This window comes from Capnocytophaga sp. oral taxon 878, from assembly GCF_002999135.1.
Lineage (GTDB): Bacteria > Bacteroidota > Bacteroidia > Flavobacteriales > Flavobacteriaceae > Capnocytophaga.
In genome coordinates this window covers 632,882-653,278 of the sequence record NZ_CP027229.1, presented here as the reverse complement: position 1 = coordinate 653,278, position 20,397 = coordinate 632,882, and the positions used below count along the sequence as shown (strand labels likewise).

Sequence of the window (20,397 nt, the reverse complement as noted above, 5' to 3'; positions counted from 1 at the left end):
TCTACAAGTCAAAAACAGAGGTGCGTTTAGTATAAAAAAGATCTTTTACTCTTAGTAGTGAAGCTAATAGTAAATACACACCAAACCAAGCTCCTAAAGTAGCAAAAGCCCCATAAATAAACATAATACGTACATCTTTAGCTCGTAAGCCTAACTTTTCTGCTAAACGCGATGATACTGCAAAACCATATTTCTCTAGAAAAAAACGAAACTCTGACATATTTTACTCTTTATTTTTAATAAATTGTACTTTGAATAGTAGGCACATTCCTATAGCAAAGAACAACATCAGTGATAGGGTAGCATTCCGCATATTGTTAGTAAATTGGTCTATTAATCCGTAAATACCCATCCCTATTACAATACCAAGTTTTTCTGTTACATCATAAAAACTAAAAAATGAAGTAGTATCAGTTGTAATTGGTAAATACGCTGAATAAGTAGAACGTGAAAGAGTTTGAATACCTCCCATTACCAATCCTACCACAGCTGCTAAAATATAGAATTCATTAGGTTTAAACACCCAATATGAAGCAATACAAATAGTTACCCAAATAGCATTTAATCCTATTAATACATTTACATTACCCCAATATTTTACAGCCACAACAGTAAGGCGTGCTCCAAGTATAGCTACTAACTGAATAAGTAATACACTTACTATTAAACCTATAGTACTTTGTTCTGTAGTTTCCCATTGTATCTCTTCTCCTCCAAAATAAGTAGCTATCAACATTACTGTCTGTACCCCCATACTATATACAAAAAAAGCTACCAAAAACCATTTTAAGCGTGGTGAATCCGTAAGTTGTTGCCATACCTTACTCAGTTCTCTAAAGCCTCCTAAAAGTACATTTTTGGTCATTTTACCTCTTTCTTTTGGATAGTTAGGTAAGTATGCAAATGATATCTGACTAAAACCTATCCACCATACCCCCACAGTGATAAATGATAAACGCATAGTGAATAGAGTCGTTTCAGATGTATTAGTATCAAAACCTATCCATTGAGGGTTCATTATTACAATAAGATTGAATATAAGTAATAATACACTACCTGCATATCCTAAGCTATATCCTTTAGCACTAATTGTATCGTATTGTTCTGGTAAAGCTATATCTGGCAAATAAGAGTTATAGAATACTATACTCCCCCAAAAACCTAATACTCCTCCAAAATAGCATAAAAGAGAAAAGTAAATATGCTCTAACGAAAACCAAAACAAACCTATACTTGAAAGTGCCCCTAAGTAACAAAAAAAACGCATAAAAGCTTTTTTATTACCTAAATAATCTGCTATACCACTTAGTATAGGTGATAAAACTACAACTACAGCAAAAGCTAAAGCAGTGATAAAAGTTATGAGAGAAGTGCTTTTAATAAGCATCCCAAAAATACTAATGTGGGTAAGTCCTGCTGTTTCAAAAAGAAGATTATAAAAAATAGGAAAAATAGTAGAGACAATAGTAAGTGAATATACCGAGTTAGCCCAATCGTAAAACGCCCACGCATTAAGTAGTTTTTTATTACCTTTTTCTAAAATAGTCATTATCTTTTTCTTAGTGTTTTTTATTTTTATTTGCCCATTTTTCAATCCCATAAATCATAAAAAAACCTACTGTTCCAAGCAAAAAAGCATATAGAAGTTGCGGCTCAGTATGTGTGATTTCCTTAAAGTAATAAGGTGAAACACTACGTTCTAAAATAACTTCACCATTTTCTGGATCAGTTATTACGGGTTCTTTCCAAGGCCATACTTTATTCAGTGAGCCAATAATAAATCCTGTAAGGCCTGCCAAGGTAAGTTCCCTATACTTAGCAAAAAACCATTTCAAAGCTCTTGAAAAACTGAGTATTCCTATGATAGCACCAAAACCAAAAACTGCTATGAGAGTAAAATTCCAATTGCTTAAGGCTTCCAACACTTTGTGATAAGCTCCTAACAATACCAGAATAAAAGCACCTGAAATACCAGGTAAAATCATAGCACAGATAGCTAAAGCTCCACAGAAAAATATAAAAATAAGCCCATTATTACCAGCAAGAGGAGGTACAATAGTAATAATGTAAGCAGCTACAGCTGCCAGTCCAAGTATTAAGAAAGTAGCTATATACCATCGTCTGATTTCTTTTATCAAGAAAAAAACACTTGCAATCATCAGTCCGAAGAAAAAAGCCCATACCATTATAGGGTAAGTAGTAAGCAACCAGCGCATTAGCTTTGCAAGAGAAAGAATACTTGTACCAATTCCTAGTAGTAATGCTAAGAAGAAATTACCATTAATATATTTCCAAAAGACTACAATCCCATCTTTAAAAAGAAGTTTTAGAGCCTCACCATTAATTTTACTAATAGAACTTATAAGTTCCTCATAGATACCTGAAATAAAAGCAATAGTACCTCCTGATACGCCAGGAACTACATCAGCAGCCCCCATAGCTAGCCCTTTAAAACTGATTGTAATATAATCAAAAAAATTTCGTTGCATAAATAAGAATATTTGATATAAATCGGCGCAAAGGTACAAATAATTAAGAAATTAGCAAAGCTATCAATTAGTAATTTCAACAAAAAAAAAGGACTATCCTAAAAAGAATAGTCCTTTGATTTATTAAAAAAGGGATTTTGAAAATTCTAGTATCCAAAAAGTTCTTCTAAGGTAAGTTTTTTGAACTCACCTATCTTTTTGAGCTCATCTTCTGAAAGTTTCTTTTCTGAAGCTAAAATAACGTATGTATATGGTTTCTTTGATATATATTTATCATGAAAATCTTTTATATCTTTCATTGTGACATTATCTATACTCTCGTATACTTTTTTACGTATATCTTCTTTTAAGCCCATACGTTGGTCGTATAAATAGCTATAGATAATACCATCTTGTGTAACTCGTTCTGTTTCTATCTCTTGCTTAATTTGTAGCTTAGCTAACTCTAAGTTTGCTGGCAACTCAGGCATAGTTGTTAGCAATTCATTCATTGCTTCTACTGCTTCTTTAAACTTATCTGCTTGTGAGCCAACATAAGCAAGTATATGGTATTTGTCTGTTTTCTTACCAGGGGTTGCATAATAACCATAAGTACTATATGCTAAAGCCTTACTTTCACGTATAGTTTGAAATACTAAAGATCCCATACCTCCACCAAAGTAGTTATTAAAGGCTCTAATCACTGTACTTTCTACAGGATTATAAGGTACTGTATTTCGTACCCAACGGGTTTCCGCTTGTACCATTTCATAATCTGCAAATAACACTTGATTTTTAATTTGTTCTACTTGTTTAAACTCTTTTTTAGTAGCTACTTTAGCAAACTTAGCAGGCACTTTGTGTAGTGGTTTTAGCTTAGCAGTAAGTTCTTGTAAAGTTAAAGGACCATAATATATGATAGTTTGCTCTACACTGTTTAGATTTTTAAGTTTCCCGACTAATTCTTTTCCTGTAGTAGCTTCAATTTCAGCATTAGATAAAGTGTAGTTAGATGGGTTTTTAGGTCCATACATAGCATAGTTTGTCAAAGATTGCATAATAGAATTTCTATTAGCTTTTGAGTCTATACGTGATTTAACTATACGTGCTTTTAAAGCTTGTAGAGCTTCTTCATCTACTTTTACATTAGCAATAAAGTCTTCATAAATTTTTACTGCTGCTTCAAAATTTTCTTGCAAACCTGATATATTTACAGTCGTGTACTCTCCACTAGCTGAAATACTAAAACTTGAAGCTATCTTATATAACTCTTTAGTTAATTGCTCTGCCGATTTCTTATCTGTACCTAAGAACTGACTATAATTAGTAGCCATTGCTAATTTCAAATCATTTAGGGTACCTACTTTATAACGGAAACTTAAACGATATAGTTCATTATCTTTATTTTGTACATATAACACTTCTGCTTTCCCTAATTTACCTTTTTTTAGGTCTTTATTATAATCTAAGAAAACAGGTTTTACAGGAGTACTTGGCATTTCATTCACCATTTTCACAAATGCCGATTGCTTATCTGCATTAGTTTCAACAGGTGTAATGGCTGGCTTTTCTATCTTCTCTACATTGGTGCGTTGTCCTTTTTCTTTATAGACAGCTACATAGTTATTACCTAAGTATTTATTAGCAAAAGCTACAATATCAGTTTTTGTTAGCTTAGAAAGGTTATTTACATAAGTTACTCGGTCTTTCCAGTCTAAATTATCTGTGAAAGCCTCCATTAACATATTAGCACGATTTGAATATGATTCTGTACTTTCTATAGTGTACTTTTTCATATTATTGATAATAGAAGGAATTAAATCATCATCAAAGTTTCCTTTTTTAAGGTTATCTATTTGTTCAAGTATCAAGTCTTTTACTTGCTCTAATGATTGTCCTTCTAAAGGGCTACCTGATAGGTATAGCAAACCATAATCTATAAGTGTATAAGCTCCTGCACCTGCACCAAGTAATTTTTGTTTTTTCACAAGGTTTAAGTCTATAAGTCCTGCTTTACCATTGGTAAGTATTTCTCCTACTAAGTCAGCCAATAAAGCATCTTTATGTTGGTTACCTGGTAAACGAAAAACTATTGATACATTTTCAGCATCTGGACCTACTACTTTTTTAATAATAGGGGCTGTGATAGGGTCCTCTTGCTCAAAAGTATACTGAGGGACTGCTTTTGGCTGCATATAGCTGAAAGCTTTATCTATTTCAGCAATAGCTTGGTCTGGATCAAAGTCTCCAGAAAGTACTACTGCCATATTGTTAGGCACATAGTAAGTGTGGAAATATTTGCGAATTTCTTTAAGTGAAGGATTTTTAAGATGTTCAACAGTACCTATAGTAGTTTGCAAACCATAATTATGTTTTTTAAACAATGAAGCAAAAAGAGTTTCAAAAACCTCACTATTATCACTGTCTAATGAACGGTTTTTTTCTTCATATACAGCTTCAAGCTCAGTATGAAAAATACGAAGTATAGGGTTACGAAAGCGTTCAGCTTGTACAGTAATATATTTGCTGAGAGCGTTAGCAGGAACATCATCTGTATATACTGTTTTTTCAAATGAAGTAAAGGCATTAGTATTTTGTGCCCCCATTGCAGTCATCATTTTATCATACTCATTAGCAATAGCATACTTACTTGCTACTCCTGATACAGAATCTATTCTTTTATATATAGCTTTGCGCTGTACAGGATCCTTAGTGTGATTATACTCTTCATATAGTGCATCAATTTTATCAAGTTGCACCTTTTCTTTTTCCCAGTCTAATGAGCCATACTTATCAGTGCCCTTAAAAAGTAGATGTTCTAAGTAATGAGCCAACCCTGTATTAGTTGCAGGATCTGTCTTGCTGCCTGCTTTCACAGCTACATAGCATTGTATCCGGGGTTCTTTATTTGTAGGACTCAGAATAACTGTCAGTCCATTTTTTAAGGTATAGAACCTTGCGTTAGTAGGGTCATTAGTTACATATTTATAACTATAACCACCACTTTGTGCCTCTTTCCACTCATATTTCTGAGCAGAAATACCAAATGTCATAGCCACTGTAAAGAGCCATAGCAATAGATTTCTTTTCAACATAATTTGGTAAATTAATATTTAACAGCGCAAAAGTACATATTATTTTCTAATTCACAAGTAAAATAGAAAATATTTTTGACATAGATTATGAAAGTGGAGCTAACACTACCTTAAGTCCATCTATTTGTGAAGTAACAGGTATTTGGCAACCTAATCTACTATTAGGTTTTACATAAAAAGCTTCAGAAAGCATGGCTTGTTCTTCATCTCCCATTTTGGGCAAAACTACCTCTTCTTCATTTTGAACATAACATTGGCAAGAAGCACACATTGCCATACCTCCGCAAATACCTATCTCACCATCTTGAGCTATTTCGTACGCACGCATTACCTCCATTAGGTTCATATTCATATCAGTAGGGGCTTCTATCTCATATAGAAGCCCCTCACGGTCCGTTATTTCTAAATGTATATTATTCATTTATTTAAAATATTCTATTTTACGGATACGAGCACAAATAGGCCTACCATCTTCATACATTAGTACTTGTATCCAGTTTCCTGCTTTATCAAAAGTATAACGGTACTGATATTTAAATTCAGGTGTAGTGTATGATGTAAGAAGATTATGTTCATCAAACACTTTAGTTGAAGCTACTTCCTTACGAGTCTTCACTACTTGTGTCTCTCCCGATTTGTTGAACATATAATTAGTTTCAACATAAAAATTAGGATCATCGTTAGCTGTACAGATACTCTGGATTAGCTTACCTCCCTTATTGTATTTATAGTTACAAATTGTCTCTTGGTTCGATTCATTTAAAAATGTAGCCTTTGAAAGGCGACCTTCTTTATCGTATTCATTTTCTGTTTTTAGAAAAACATTTTTGTTAAGTAATTTATCCTCAGTCTCAGCTACCTTATTTTGATTATTATATTTGTACGATTTTTCACGAGTGTATTCAGGTCGTATCTTCTGCTCTAATATGAGATTTTTTTGTTCATAACGCTGAATATCCTTCTCCAAAGCTGATACACTTGCTACTTTATTTTTCTCAATACAATTACCAAAATCATCATACTTAAAAGTAATTGTAATAAGCCAAGTAGGTCCATCGTACTCATCAATCTTCACCAGTTGGCTTTTCTCATTGTAGAAATACTGACGGTCTACTGTAAATTCACCATCTCCTACCATAAATACCGACTGACTTTTATTTACTCGTCCGTTTTTATCATAAAAAAACCTCATTCCTCCAAAAGGTTGATTTTCAGCATTATAAGTAATCACCTCTTGATTTTTACCACTATTATCAAAAATATAAGTAATATTGGTTTTAGAACTTTTAATAGGATCTTTTTCTAAGCCCCACTCTTCTGCATAAGGAAATACATTGTATTTCTTACCATCAAAAGTTTTAGCTCCTTTAGCATTGGGTTCTAACAGAAAAGAATAATCCTCTACCTTTTTAATTTTCCCCTTCATCAGAAGTGTTTTGCTGCTAATAGTATCTATTTGGGCCTGTAATGAAGTAGAGATTACCACAAAAATGCTCGCTAATAGAATATTTATACTCCTCATTTTTATTTAGTTATTAGTATTATTATCTTTTTTATTAAATAGCTTTTACTACTGCTTTTTCAGCCTCTTTACGGCTACCATCAAAACCATCAATCCCTACCACAGTAGTGTATTTCAATATATATTTTTTGTTTGGGTAAATACGATTATAAACACTTTGGCACATTAGAGTTGCTTCATGAAATCCACAAAGTATCAGTTTCAGTTTACCAGGGTAAGTATTCACATCTCCTATAGCATACACTCCATCAATACAAGTTTGATAATCCAAAGCATTATTCACTTTCACAGCATTTCTTTCTATTTCAACTCCCCAAGTAGCTATCGGACCTAATTTTGGAGTAAGACCAAAAAGAGGAATAAAAGCATCTGCTATAAGAGTTTCCTTTTCACTTCCTTCTTGTTCTAGTACTACTCGTTCTAGTACAGCTTCTCCTTCTAGTCCAACCACCTCATAAGGTGTTTTAAGATTTATTTTACCTGCCTCTTTAAGTATTTTTACTTTTTCTACCGAATCTAAAGCCCCTCTAAATTCATTTCTTCTATGTACCAAAGTAACTGAAGCTGTAGGCACTTTTTCAGCTAAATAAATACTCCAATCAAGGGCAGAATCGCCGCCTCCTGCTATTATGACATGTTTGCCTGCATAACTTTCAGGGTTTTTCACAAAATAAGCTACTCCCTTATCTTCATATTGCTCTATATTAGCCAATTCTGGCTTTCTAGGTTCAAAAGTACCCAAACCACCTGCAATTGCTACTGCTTTACCTTTCACTTGTGTACCTTTGTCCGTGGTAACTACAAAAGTACCATCATCATTTTTAGTAAGAGTAATTGCAGTCTCACCCAAAGTAAACTCAGGCTGAAACTGTTTAATTTGTTCCTTTAAGTTGTCTACCAATTCCGATGCTCCAACACTGGGAAATCCCGGAATATCAAAAATAGGTTTTTTAGGATATAACTCTGTAAGCTGACCTCCTATTTGGGGTAGTGTATCAATTAAGTGACACTTAAGGCGTAACAATCCCGCTTCAAAAACAGCAAATAGCCCCGTAGGTCCTGCTCCTATAATGATGATATCTGTTTCTTTCATCTATTATTATTTTTGGGGCAAAAGTACGAATATTTTATCAAATACCAAATTATTTATTATATAAAGCAAGTCAAATACATCAAATTTTCCATTAATACCGAAACAGTTTTTTCTATTAAAGATATCTCAGAGAAAGTAAGCTAACTAACACCGTTGAAATAGTAATGCTGCTCACTGTACTTCCCTCCTATTTTATTCATCTATTCTATTGATAACAGAAGTAAAAACTGTTCATTATCTAATAAAAAACTGTTTTCTCTGCATCTAAATAATGCTTCAAAAACAGTTTCTCTATATTACTCAAAAAAAGATTCTTAACACATATATGTCTATATGTTTTTTGGAACTTTTATCCAAAATTATATTACTAATATATTACAAATATTCTGTTACTTTGCTCAATGCTTCAGCAATACCTTCAGGTTTTTTACCCCCTGCGGTAGCAAAGAATGGTTGTCCACCACCACCTCCATGTACATATTTACCTAATTCTCTTACTATTTTTCCTGCATCTAATCCTTTAGCAGCTGCCAATTCTTTATTAATATAGCATAATAAGAGTACTTTACCATCTTCTTGTGCCGAAGCAAATAAGATAAATGCATTATCTACTTCATTACCCAACTGAAAAGCAAGATCTTTAAGAGTAGCGGCATCCAAATTCAGTTGTTTTATTAATGCCCGTATTCCTTTAATCTCTGTAAACTCTGCTTTTAAGTTTGTTTTAAGCTGTTTAGCTTGTTCCTTTTTCAGTTGTTCTAATTCTTTATGTAAAGCTGCATTTTCCTCTTGTAGGTGAGTGATTGCTTTCACAGGGTCTTGTACATTCTTAAGAACATCCTTAATTTGATTCACTAGAGCTTCTTGTTCAGCAAAATACTTCATAGCTCCTCCTTTTGTAATAGCTTCTATACGGCGTATACCTGCAGCTACTGCTCCTTCCGATATAATTTTAAAGAACCATATATCAGCTGTATTATTCACGTGAGTACCTCCACAAAGTTCTCTACTTTCGCCAAACTGAATCATACGCACATAATCTCCATATTTCTCACCAAATAGCGCCATGGCCCCTGCTTCAGTAGCCTGATTAATAGGAATATTACGATGTTCTTGCAAAGGTATTTTTTCAAAAATACGTTTGTTCACTAGGCGTTCTACCTCTTTAAGTTCTTCATCTGTAAGTTTAGAAAAATGTGAAAAGTCAAAACGCAAAGCTTCAGGAGCTACTCGTGAACCTTTCTGTTCTACGTGTTTACCCAATACCTCACGTAAGGCTTGATGTAGCAGGTGAGTAGCGCTGTGATTAGCTTCTGTCATATTTCTGCCTATCTCATTCACTTCTGCCTTAAATGGATCATTCAAATTAGTGGGTAAGTGTTCAGCTATATGAATAATAAGATTATTTTCTTTCTTAGTATCTAAAATATAAATAAGTTCACCATTAGCTGCTTGAAGTATACCTTTATCACCTACTTGTCCACCTCCTTCAGGATAGAAAGGTGTAGTATTAAATACCAGCTGGAAGTATGTACCATCTTTCTGACTCTCTACTTTACGGTATTTTACCAAGCGCACTACTGCTTCTAAAGTATCATAACCTATAAATTCTTCCTCTTCATCATCACGAAGCACTACCCAATCATCTGTTTTTACTTGAGCTGCTGCACGTGAACGTTCTTTTTGCTTTTGTAATTGTTCTTTAAATCCTTCCTCATCCATAGTGAACCCTTTTTCAGAAAGGATAAGAGCTGTCAAATCTTTAGGAAAACCGTATGTATCATACAATTCAAAAGCTTTGCCTCCTGATAGTTGCTTACCTGAAGTATTTTGTATCATGACTTCCAACATCAACAATCCTTGTTCAAGCGTACGCAAGAAAGAGGCTTCCTCTTCCTTAATCACATTAATAACAAGAAACTGCTGTTGTTTTAGCTCACTAAAGGTATCACCCATTTGGTTTGCAAGCGTTTCAACTAATTTATAGATAAATGGTTCTTTTTGATTCAAGAAGGTAAACCCATAACGAATTGCTCGGCGCAATATACGTCGTATCACATAACCTGCTTCATTGTTAGAAGGTAGCTGTCCATCAGCAATAGCAAAAGCTACTGCTCTTATATGGTCTGAAATAACACGAATAGCTATATTCACTTGCTCTTGTTCAGCAGTTACATGAGTTCCAGAAGTATATTGTGCCTTAGTTATTTCCTCTATTTTATGAATAAGAGGTGTAAATACATCCGTATCGTAGTTTGATTGCTTTTTCTGCAATACCATACAAAGGCGTTCAAAGCCCATACCTGTATCTACGTTCTTTGAAGGGAGTTTTTCAAGACTACCATCAGCCTTACGGTTAAACTCCATAAATACATTATTCCAAATCTCAATTACTTGAGGGTGATCATTATTTATAAGATCACGCCCTGCTATTTTAGCTTTCTCTTCTTCTGATCGTATATCTACATGTATTTCAGTACAAGGACCACAAGGACCTTGATCACCCATTTCCCAGAAGTTATCCTTTTTATTACCAAGTAGAATATGATCTTCTGCTATACGTTCTTTCCAAATATCAAAAGCTTCTTGGTCAAAAGGAACTCCATCTTCTTCACTTCCTTCAAAAACAGTTACATAAAGATTTTCTTTAGGTATTTTATATATTTCAGTAAGCAGCTCCCATGCCCAGCTAATAGCTTCTTTTTTAAAGTAATCACCAAATGACCAGTTACCAAGCATCTCAAACATAGTATGGTGGTAAGTATCTATACCTACTTCTTCCAAATCATTATGCTTACCCGATACACGTAAACACTTTTGAGTATCAGCTACTCGTTTGTGTTTAGGTTTAGCATGTCCTAAAAAAAACTCTTTAAACTGGTTCATACCAGCATTGGTAAACATTAGTGTTGGGTCATTTTTCAGAACAGTAGGAGCAGAGGGTACTATAATATGCCCTTTGCTTTCAAAAAACTTTAGGAATTGCTTTCTTATTTCTTGTGAAGTCATCTTTTTCTATTAATAATTAAAATAAACTGTTGTCTTTTTTGAGGGTGCAAAACTACAAAATTAATGCGATATGAGCAAACTTTTTAACCGTTGCATCTCAGTTTCGCAGTCTGTCACAAGCTCACAAATAACCTCTTGTACACTTTGCACTTTTGTTATAAGTGAGGCTACTTGTCCTATTTCTAATTCCCCTTGTTCCATATCTCCTTCAAACATTCCTTGTTTAGTACGGCGATTACCCACTAAGGCTTTTAGGTTCTCAATAGTAGCTTGTTGGGTATTATATAGTTCTTTTACTTGCTCATAAAACCCATTTTTAAGCAACCTTACTGGAGCTAATTCTTTCAATGTAAGCTCAGTATCTCCTTCACCTGCTGCTACTACTTTTTCTTTAAAATTAGAATGTACAGAAGCCTCTGTAGTAGCGACAAATCTACTCCCTATCTGTACTCCTTCCGCACCCAATGCAAGAGCAGCAAGCATCCCATTACCAGTCGCAATTCCTCCTGCAGCAATAAGTGGAATATCTAATACTTTACGTACTGAAGGAATAAGTACCATAGTACTAGTTTCCTCTCGCCCATTATGACCACCCGCTTCGAATCCTTCTGCCACTACAGCATCAACTCCAGCGGCTTGTGCTTTTTGTGCAAATTTACTACTGCTCACCACGTGTACTACTTTTATGCCTTCTTTTTGTAGTAGAGATGTATAGGTTGCTGGATTACCTGCCGAAGTAAAAACTATCTTTACTCCTTCTCTCAAAATCACTTCAATAGCCTTATCCATTTCAGGATACATAATAGGAATATTCACTCCAAAAGGTCTATCTGTAGCCGCTTTACATTTGCGTATGTGTTCTGCAAGGGTTTCAGGATGCATAGAGCCTGCTCCTAACAGACCCAAACCTCCTGCATTACTTACTGCCGAAGCCAATCGCCAGCCACTTGCCCATATCATTCCTCCCTGAATTATAGGGTATTGAATATTAAAAAGTTCTGTTATTCTTGTTTTCATTGTCTAAATTTTAAGATTACCATTTTCTTCAAGTTCCAAAAAAGGATTATAAGCAACTTCAAATACATAGCCGTCCAAATCCTTAAAGTAACCACTATACCCTCCCCAAAATACTTTCTGAGCTGGTTTTACTATTGTTGCCCCTAGTTCTTGAACCTTAGCCAATACCGCATCTACTTCACCTTCTGATGTAGTATTATAACTGATAGTAATCCCTGCAAATGTACTTGGCTCATAAGGCAAAGTACTGTCTGCCGAAAGTTCTTCTAAAGGGTACAATCCCAGCGCAATACCCCCTAAAGGAAATAGAGCGTAGTCTTCCATACTTTTATCAGACTTTTGCCAACCTAAACCCTCATAAAATCTAAGAGATTTCTGAAAGTTACGAACTCCCAAAGTAATTAATGTTAATTTCTGTCTCATACTATTTATGTTGTTTTGTTTCCTAATATTATTGCCTTTCCATAAAAGGTAAATGGCTTTGCAAGAGCTGTATCTATTAATTGTTTAAAACTTTCCAACACATACTCTTCTAAGTTATGATAGTCATTAAAATCTGTAGATAAAATATAAGAGTACTTTTCATTAGCTGCCTTAAAAAAAGCCTGTTGCACCTCCCTTATTCCATAAAGTGCTTCACTATCATCAGGAATTGGAACCGACATATAAATAGCACACTACTTTTCTGACGGGTATTTACCCAACTGCTTAGCTAAGCTTATAGTATCTGTTCTTTGCAAAAGCACATTGAAGGTCAATTTCCATCCATCCAAAACAGTGAGGTTTATTTTTTCACCAAGTGTATCTATATAACTATTGAAACTTGCAGTAATTGCATTTATAGATAACTTCTTATCCAGCTGTGGAATTTCATTTGTTATATATACTTTTATATCTCTATCCATTTTTTATTCCTTATCTTCTATATGTACTATATCACCAAAATAATACTCCAGCTTTTCAATAAGTAGTTTTTCTGGAACTCCTAAATATCGAAAATGATAAGCAGCATAATATACTGCCGATTCATCATGAGGGTCAGTATTAACAACAAATAAACAAAGTATAAGATCAAAAATTTCTTCTTTTATTCTAAAGTAGCCTTCTTTATAAAAATCAGTAACATTAGCTATAGCTTTCTTTTTAAGTTCCTTTGTCCTTTGCTCATAACTTACAGCATCATTATTTGTCTTAACATTCTTTATTTGAGCTTCAATAGCCTCTTTATCAAACGGATACTTGCTTAAATCAACCATTGGGAGCAACTCTGCTATAAAAAGCGCACCTTTCTTCAGAAATAAAAAATCACCATATATATTTTCGTAATAGTAATCATCTATTTTATCAATATAACTTTCAAATTTATAACTCATTTAATAATATGCTCATTTTATTGCCAATTCATAAATAAAAAAAGATCCTTTCTTCTTGTCTTCATAATACAACTTTCCCTCTTTTTGTTTGAAATCTGTGATGGTATCCTTACCATCTATAATCCGATGACTAACAATGTCTAAGAGTATATGATAGTTTAAGTATTTATCTTCATATAAAGGTAACTGTTTCTCTTTTGGAGCTCGGTAATAGAATATCCCCGTACCTGTTAGTAGCGAATCTACTTTCCCTAACGGAGAAAACCATAACTGTTCCCTGATAGCATATTCTTTATGCTGAAAACAGTACATATAAGCTTCAACAAAATTAGGATTATTCTGTATCTCTACCCTACTTTGTATATAAACTTCTTCTCTTTGAGTCGATTTACATCCCAAGAATAAAGCTATTAATATCAATCCTAATCTTTTCATAGTTTAACACCCCTATTATTAGAAAAAAGGGTTGCCCTTTTATATAAAGACAACCCTTTATTTATTATTATAACTTACTAATTTTTAACTATGCTTTTGAGGTAAGTGATTTGAAAAATACAAAACCAAAACCTAAGGTAAGCATACAGTGGAATGGAAACATACCAAAGTCATTAAGTCGAATAGCACTGTACAATCCAAAAATAAAATACAACATCAAGAAAAACTCTACTATCATATTAGGCGATAGTTTCGTATTGATATATTTATTATTTTTCCACGTATCGGTAAGTGAACTAATGTTAAACTTAGGTGTACGTACAAACTCACTGCGTTTTCCACTATGCCCTTCAAGTACTGCAATAGTATTATGGAAAGAAAACCCTAAAGCTACTGAGAAGAATGTAAAGAATAACTTTATATAATTCAAAAAGTCATCAAAAGTCTTCCCTTGTAAGTTCTTATAAGTAAACCAATAACAAATAAAAAGAATAATGGTACTTGTAATAAAGAAACTAGTAAAATGGAATATCCATCCCAAGTGTCCATACATATTCTTAAGATATAACATCGGAACACTAAATATAGCAGTAATAAATACCCATAAAAACATCGAGCTGTTTAAAAGGTGCATCACTCCGTGAAACTTAGTCTTCCAACCTATATTTTTAGCAGCAAGTACTCTACCTACGCTCTTGCGGAAGTTCTCAGCCCCTCCCTTATTCCAACGAAACTGCTGAGAGCGTGCTGCCGAAATTACTACTGGTAACTCAGCAGGAGTTTCCACATCTTCCAAATACTTAAACTTCCAATTCTTAAGCTGTGCACGATAACTAAGGTCAAGGTCTTCTGTTAGTGTATCTCCCTCCCAGTTTCCTGCATCGTAAATACAAGCTTTACGCCAAATACCCGCAGTACCATTAAAGTTAATAAAATAACCCTTAGAGTTACGTCCCACCTGCTCCAAAGTAAAGTGCACATCCAAAGCAAGGGCTTGTATTTTAGTAAGGATAGAGTAATTTCTATTGATATGACCCCAACGCGTCTGTACTACCCCTATTTCTGGATCTTTAAAGTAAATAACTGTACGTTTTAACCAATCTGGCTGAGGCATAAAGTCCGCATCAAAAATAGCTACAAATTCTCCCTTAGCTACTGCCAAACCTTCTTTTAGGGCTCCTGCTTTAAAACCCTCACGGTTAGCACGTCGTATGTGCTGAATGTCTAACCCTGTAGCTTGCAACTCCTTTACAAGAGCAGCTGTCTCTGCTACCGATTCATCAGTCGAGTCATCCAACACTTGTATCTCAAGCTTGTTACGCGGATACTCTAACTTAGCAATGTTTTCTAGCAAACGTGGTACTACATATTTTTCGTTGTAGAGTGGTAGTTGAATGGTCACGTAAGGAATTTCACGAGGGTCAAGCAGGTTAAATTTAGGCGCCTCATCATTTTGCTTACGGTGTTTTAAATAATTTAATAATAAACTTAACATCGAGAGACTGTAAAGAAAAATTCCTAACAGTGCCATACAATAAATTACGATGATAGTGTAATTAATAATTGTTGCCATAAATTATCGTTTTATGTTCTTTCATTACAATTTGACTTTGCAAAAGTACGCGTTTTTTTGGATATTGCAAGCAAGTCAATATCTTTTTTTGATAAATATTTTCTATTACAATTATAAACCATTGATTATCAAACCAAAAATTAAAAGACCCCATTAATCCAATAATTTTTCCCATTACCTACCCTTCATCCTACAACACACCTATACAATTGATAAAAAATAAACAAACGAAAATAACAATCAATAAATAGTCACAGCTAAAGATCAGTACAAAATCAGTCCAAGATAAATAAAGACTGAACGAACGAATAACGAAGGATAAACGAAGTATAAACGAAGGATAGTTAGCAAGCTGGGCAGCTGAGTATGTGGCGAAGGATAGTTGCTCTTCTATCACAGCCGAGTATGTAATGCAAAATAAGCTAAAAAAATGATCTGCAACCTAATGCAACGGCATACTTTTTGATAGTATTTTACAAATTTTTAATTTTATTTAACTAATGAAAATACTCAAAACACTATTATTTGCTATCTTGTTGGCAGTAGTGCCTATTTATGGGCAAGATGCATCCAAAGCACTAAAAGTGGGCGATAAAGCACCTAATTTTACACTTAAAAATGCTTTAGGTAAAAAAGTAAAACTCTCTACTTTGCTGAAAAAAGGAAATGTAGTACTCACTTGGTATCGCGGTGGTTGGTGCCCGTACTGTAATCGTGCATTACAAAGCTGGCAAGAAGCCCTACCCGAAGTCAAAAGTCAAGGTGCTACTTTTATAGCTTTAACCCCCGAACTCCCCGATCGTAGCTTATCAACCAAAGAAAAACATCATTTACAATTTGAAGTTCTAACAGACTTAAATAATCAAGTAGCTAGTTCTTATGGTTTGGTTTTTACATTAGACGAAGCTACAGCCTCTCGGTATGAACAAGGTTTTGGTCTATCTGCTTATAATGGCAATAATTCAAACCAATTACCTATGCCAGCCACTTACATTATCGATCAAAAAGGAATAATACAATATGCTTTCGTCAATCCCGATTATACCCAACGGGCTAATACTGAAGAAGTCATTAAAAAATTAAAAGAGATAAAGTAAAAAAAAGCCGCTCTGTACAGAGCGGCTTTTTTATTTTAACCCTTCTAATACCGAATCAAAGAAGAGTAACATTTGGAGGGCGTGATATTTGCCGTACTTATTAAAAGTATCTTGAGTACGAATATCTGGTTTCCAATCAAAAAAAGCATGATTAGCACCTCCTATTTGCAGATATTCCACCCTCTGACCTGCTTTAGATAGTGCTCGCTCATACGTCTTTACCTCCTCATCTTTAATAAGTCCATCTTCCGAACCTCGCAATAATAATTGAGGCACTGCCCTTTGGCTAACTTCGGGAATATCATTAATAGGAGCTATTTCATTTAAATAAGGATAACTTTTAAACATAAAAGTAAACGTTTCAGGTCTAAAAACTCCATAGCTTGGTGCTGCTGCTTTAATAGCTTTAGCCAATTCATTACGCACCTCAGCAAGAGTTTTTCCTTTAGGCATATAAGTAGGCAGAAACTCATAAACACCTTGTGTTTTTCCAAAGCCTCTATCCCCTACTCGCTCTATAAAATTAGCAGCCGAAGCCGATAAGTGTCCTCCTGCACTGTCACCAGTCAGAAACAGTTTGGTGTTATCACCCCCATACTTAACAGCATTCTCCATAATATGAAGCAAAGCCCCATATACATCTTCTACTAGTTGGTGTAATTGTGTAGGTGTTTTATCCCCATCTAATTTATCAATCCAGCGGTAATCTATATTGAAAACTACATATTTACCACTATTAGCCAACTCACGTGCCAACCCTCTCATCACCGATTCAGTATTGGAACTCCACCCTCCTCCGTGAATAATCACAATACAAGGTAACTTCTGTTTTCCTTTAGGACTATATACATCATATTTAAGAGGTTTCACACCAGGCTGCGCATATACTACATCCTGCACTACGTTCAAATTAGATTCGGTAGCTTCAGGCACAAAACACGCCCCTACATTCATATTTTTATCCACTTTCACCTTGAACTCAGGGGTAACTTCTTCATAGTACATCATCCCCCATTGTCCCACCAATGAATAGTAACCACTATCAAAAATATAGCCCTTGGCAGGAGTTGCTTTAATGGTGAGTACTGTACCTTCCTTTACCATTCCATCTTTAGGAAGCTGAGGGGTAATAGTGTAAGAGCCATTACGAGCCTCATCAAGGGTTACTTTAAACTTATTTTGTGCTAAAGTTCCTACTGATAAGAACACAATAACACTGAATAGTAAATATTTTTTCATATCTTTTATTTATTAAGTTTTGCTACAAAAACAGTTCATTCACCTTTCCTTGTGATGCCCACTGCAGGTCATATACTTCATCGGCAAGAGACTTATTAGTAACAAGTTCAAGGTTTTGTACTTCAGCTTTTAGAGCAAGGAGGTTACCAATAGTAGTTTTAGACTGCAATTTGCTTAGTAGGGCTTTTACAGTTTCTAACGATAAGTCATTGGCTACTTGTCCTTGAAAAGGTACTTCTAACCATATTATTTCCTTATTTTCTACATCTAAGATACCAAAGAGCAATCCTTTTTGCAGAGATTGAGTGATACGCACCTGATGTATAACGGCAGAAGGGTCATAAGCTACCCCAGTGCGTTCGGATACTTTCATTTTGTGCTTACTATCCATCCAACCTACTACTAAATTAGGCGACAGAGCCCCATTGGAATAGGCATTACAGATAAAAGCTGCATATTTAGCTTTCTTTTGGCGTAAGGCATTCACATCGATATTGATATACTCGGCTGTACCTACTTTGTTAGGAATACTGCGAATATCTCCACTATGTTGGCAGCCGGTAGCTGTAAGCCTACCAAAAAAGCACATCTCATTTTCCATTCTACATTCTTCTTCAAAGATAATATGGCAAGACAAGTCCATATCCAAGTGCTGGGCAGGAAGGTCTTTACCCCATTGCATAAAGAGGCGTATTTCATTACCTTCTAAAGGAAAACGGGTACCCATTAACGTAGCATTGAAATCGTGTATGGTAGTGCTTCTATCACCTATTGGTAAGGGGATATTGTATAGTTGTTCATCTATAAATATCGTTTTATGAGAATTGGGTTGTGCAGCAAACTTTCGGCGTATTGTCCACAAGCAAAGGTCTTCTACAGCTGTTTTCATTTGGGCTAATTGCTCTTCATTATAGCCTATCACCCATTGGTTTTTAGGAGCATCTACATAATCGCCTGTTATGATTTTTATAGGGCGTGTACCCTGCGGTGTAAAGTAAAGGTCAGCGTAGCTGTTAAGGGTAAAAAGCAAGCGCATAGGCACTTGGTCTATCACTTCTTTGAAGGCTGCAATCGTATCATCAGCTCCTACCCATAGCATTGTAGCAAATAGCGAACGTGCAAACTGAGAAGGACGTTCTTTTAGATGGACTAAAACAGCATCGGTATCTACATTTAGATAAGCCTGTTGTAGTTTACCTTGCCACACTTCATATTTCTGATGATAGAAGGTATCTAACAGCGTAGCTAAGTTTTCAAAGCCTTTTTTCTTGCTATATTCGGCTAAACGCAAGGCACGAATAAAGCGCACCCACATCTCACGCTTGGGGTGCATTAACTCACAAGATTTTTCAGCTGAAAGAGGTAGGTTATTTAACCAGCGTGCTACTGTAGCACATTCGCTGCGAGAGTATTTAAGTTTAAGAGCTTGTTGTGCTTCGGTTTTAGCTTGCTCACTCTTATCTAATTGACGCATTATATGTTGATGATTTTTCATATTTTTAGCGACAATTGTTTTAGGCGGAACTATCTGTAAGAAGCCTGTCTTTTTATACCACAAATAGCGTAAAATATCGGTAGGAGTATGGAAACAAGCACTTGCTTCGGTTTCTTTTCCTTGAGAAAGGTAGCTATTGACTACTAAGATGAGTGTTTCTTTCATCTGGATAGTTGTTTCTTTGGCTACTGAGAAGTAAGGCAACAAGAGCTTAAGAGAATTGGATTGAGTAGCATCTAAAGCTGTTTTGGAAGCTAACAGATTTTGGTAATAAGTATTAGCTTCTGCCTCACGCCAAAGGTCGAGAATTTTGAGCTTGCTACCTTGCTCGGTGTGTTCTATCTTACCTGACTCAAAAGGTGTACCACAGAAAGGACAGCCATTATAACGCCACAGAGGGAAAGTACCATAAGGAATATAGTGCCCACAAGCTAAAAAGCGCTCGTGCTTATGAGTGAAATATTCTCTGTTATAGTTTTCAATACCCATTGCCTCATAGTAATCATCATAATCATACCAATAACAAATATAATCATCATACTTTATCAAATCAGGGTATTGGTTGTAGAAAGCCGTGATAATATGATCGATAGCACTCTCGCCGGTAGGTACTTCCCAATTCTTAATAAGAGGAGCCCAATTAAGCTTGACATTGAGTATCTCATTAATAGTGCGCACTATGAGTTGGCGATGCTCACTATTAGTACCATTGATAGCATGCAAGAGGGATTCGGTAACACCAAAGCCGTGCTTGCGCAGGGCAGCTACCAGTTCCAAAGTGCCTGGTTGTATAGCCCTTTGTGAGGCCATACTATCAGGGATATAAAGGGCATTTTGCCTAAGGGCAACTTTTAGTAAAGCGGTTGTTTTTTCCATAGTATAAAATAAAAAAAGAAAGGTAATCACGGAAGTAAGTTCTTACCTAAAGAGAAATGAAGTAACTTCCGTTTGACCTTTCTTTATTAATTATGAATAGAATTT

General features: G+C 35.0%; 16 protein-coding genes and 1 pseudogene. 1 reads left to right on the top strand and 16 read right to left on the bottom strand.

The annotated features are described in order from the left end of the window. Nucleotide 1 precedes the first annotated feature (1 nt). From C4H12_RS02885 to C4H12_RS02815, 14 genes and pseudogenes are all read right to left on the bottom strand, one after another. Nucleotides 2–220 (bottom strand): hypothetical protein, encoded by a 219-nt coding sequence (locus tag C4H12_RS02885; RefSeq protein WP_106097587.1) that lies wholly within the window; start codon nt 218–220, stop codon nt 2–4. A gap of 3 nt (nt 221–223) precedes the next feature. Beyond that, the gene (locus tag C4H12_RS02880; protein WP_106099408.1) at nt 224–1,549 is read right to left on the bottom strand and encodes an MFS transporter; all 1,326 of its coding nucleotides are present in this window, start codon (nt 1,547–1,549) and stop codon (nt 224–226) included. Nucleotides 1,550–1,559: 10 nt separating this feature from the next. Continuing rightward, nucleotides 1,560–2,489, bottom strand: a complete 930-nt coding sequence (locus tag C4H12_RS02875) for a DUF368 domain-containing protein (RefSeq protein ID WP_106097586.1) — start codon at nt 2,487–2,489, stop codon at nt 1,560–1,562. Nucleotides 2,490–2,635: 146 nt separating this feature from the next. Continuing rightward, on the bottom strand, nt 2,636–5,563 hold the full coding sequence (locus C4H12_RS02870) for a pitrilysin family protein (RefSeq protein ID WP_106097585.1): 2,928 nt from the start codon (nt 5,561–5,563) through the stop codon (nt 2,636–2,638). An 85-nt stretch (nt 5,564–5,648) separates the two neighbouring features. Next, the gene (locus C4H12_RS02865; protein WP_106097584.1) at nt 5,649–5,984 is read right to left on the bottom strand and encodes a 2Fe-2S iron-sulfur cluster-binding protein; all 336 of its coding nucleotides are present in this window, start codon (nt 5,982–5,984) and stop codon (nt 5,649–5,651) included. Next, complete coding sequence (locus C4H12_RS02860) at nt 5,985–7,085, bottom strand: sugar-binding protein (protein WP_106097583.1); 1,101 nt, start codon at nt 7,083–7,085, stop codon at nt 5,985–5,987. Between the two features lie 34 nt (nt 7,086–7,119). Then, on the bottom strand, nt 7,120–8,178 hold the full coding sequence (locus C4H12_RS02855; RefSeq protein ID WP_106097582.1) for an NAD(P)/FAD-dependent oxidoreductase: 1,059 nt from the start codon (nt 8,176–8,178) through the stop codon (nt 7,120–7,122). Nucleotides 8,179–8,553: 375 nt separating this feature from the next. Then, a complete protein-coding gene (gene alaS, locus C4H12_RS02850) occupies nt 8,554–11,187 on the bottom strand; it encodes an alanine--tRNA ligase (RefSeq protein ID WP_106097581.1) in 2,634 nt (877 codons plus the stop codon). 60 nt (nt 11,188–11,247) lie between these two features. Then, nucleotides 11,248–12,204: a nitronate monooxygenase family protein gene (locus C4H12_RS02845; RefSeq protein ID WP_106097580.1), complete on the bottom strand. Its 957-nt coding sequence runs from the start codon at nt 12,202–12,204 to the stop codon at nt 11,248–11,250. Between the two features lie 3 nt (nt 12,205–12,207). Then, nucleotides 12,208–12,627, bottom strand: a complete 420-nt coding sequence (locus tag C4H12_RS02840) for a VOC family protein (RefSeq protein ID WP_106097579.1) — start codon at nt 12,625–12,627, stop codon at nt 12,208–12,210. 5 nt (nt 12,628–12,632) lie between these two features. Further along, nucleotides 12,633–13,109: pseudogene (gene imm9 / locus C4H12_RS13800) on the bottom strand (Imm9 family immunity protein). 3 nt (nt 13,110–13,112) lie between these two features. Then, nucleotides 13,113–13,577 (bottom strand): hypothetical protein, encoded by a 465-nt coding sequence (locus C4H12_RS02825; RefSeq protein WP_106097576.1) that lies wholly within the window; start codon nt 13,575–13,577, stop codon nt 13,113–13,115. A 12-nt stretch (nt 13,578–13,589) separates the two neighbouring features. Further along, nucleotides 13,590–14,012 carry a hypothetical protein gene (locus C4H12_RS02820; RefSeq protein WP_106097575.1) on the bottom strand — a complete coding sequence of 141 codons (423 nt, stop codon included), beginning with the start codon at nt 14,010–14,012 and terminating at the stop codon, nt 13,590–13,592. A gap of 88 nt (nt 14,013–14,100) precedes the next feature. Then, nucleotides 14,101–15,585 carry a cellulose synthase family protein gene (locus C4H12_RS02815; RefSeq protein ID WP_106097574.1) on the bottom strand — a complete coding sequence of 495 codons (1,485 nt, stop codon included), beginning with the start codon at nt 15,583–15,585 and terminating at the stop codon, nt 14,101–14,103. Between the two features lie 500 nt (nt 15,586–16,085). Here C4H12_RS02815 and C4H12_RS02805 point away from each other — a divergent pair, with 500 nt between their 5' ends. Continuing rightward, a complete protein-coding gene (locus C4H12_RS02805; RefSeq protein WP_106097572.1) occupies nt 16,086–16,682 on the top strand; it encodes a peroxiredoxin-like family protein in 597 nt (198 codons plus the stop codon). Between the two features lie 30 nt (nt 16,683–16,712). Here C4H12_RS02805 and C4H12_RS02800 read toward each other — a convergent pair whose 3' ends face one another. Further along, nucleotides 16,713–17,921 carry an alpha/beta hydrolase gene (locus C4H12_RS02800; RefSeq protein WP_106097571.1) on the bottom strand — a complete coding sequence of 403 codons (1,209 nt, stop codon included), beginning with the start codon at nt 17,919–17,921 and terminating at the stop codon, nt 16,713–16,715. A 22-nt stretch (nt 17,922–17,943) separates the two neighbouring features. Next, nucleotides 17,944–20,292 carry a hypothetical protein gene (locus C4H12_RS02795; protein WP_106097570.1) on the bottom strand — a complete coding sequence of 783 codons (2,349 nt, stop codon included), beginning with the start codon at nt 20,290–20,292 and terminating at the stop codon, nt 17,944–17,946. Between the last annotated feature and the right edge of the window lie 105 nt (nt 20,293–20,397).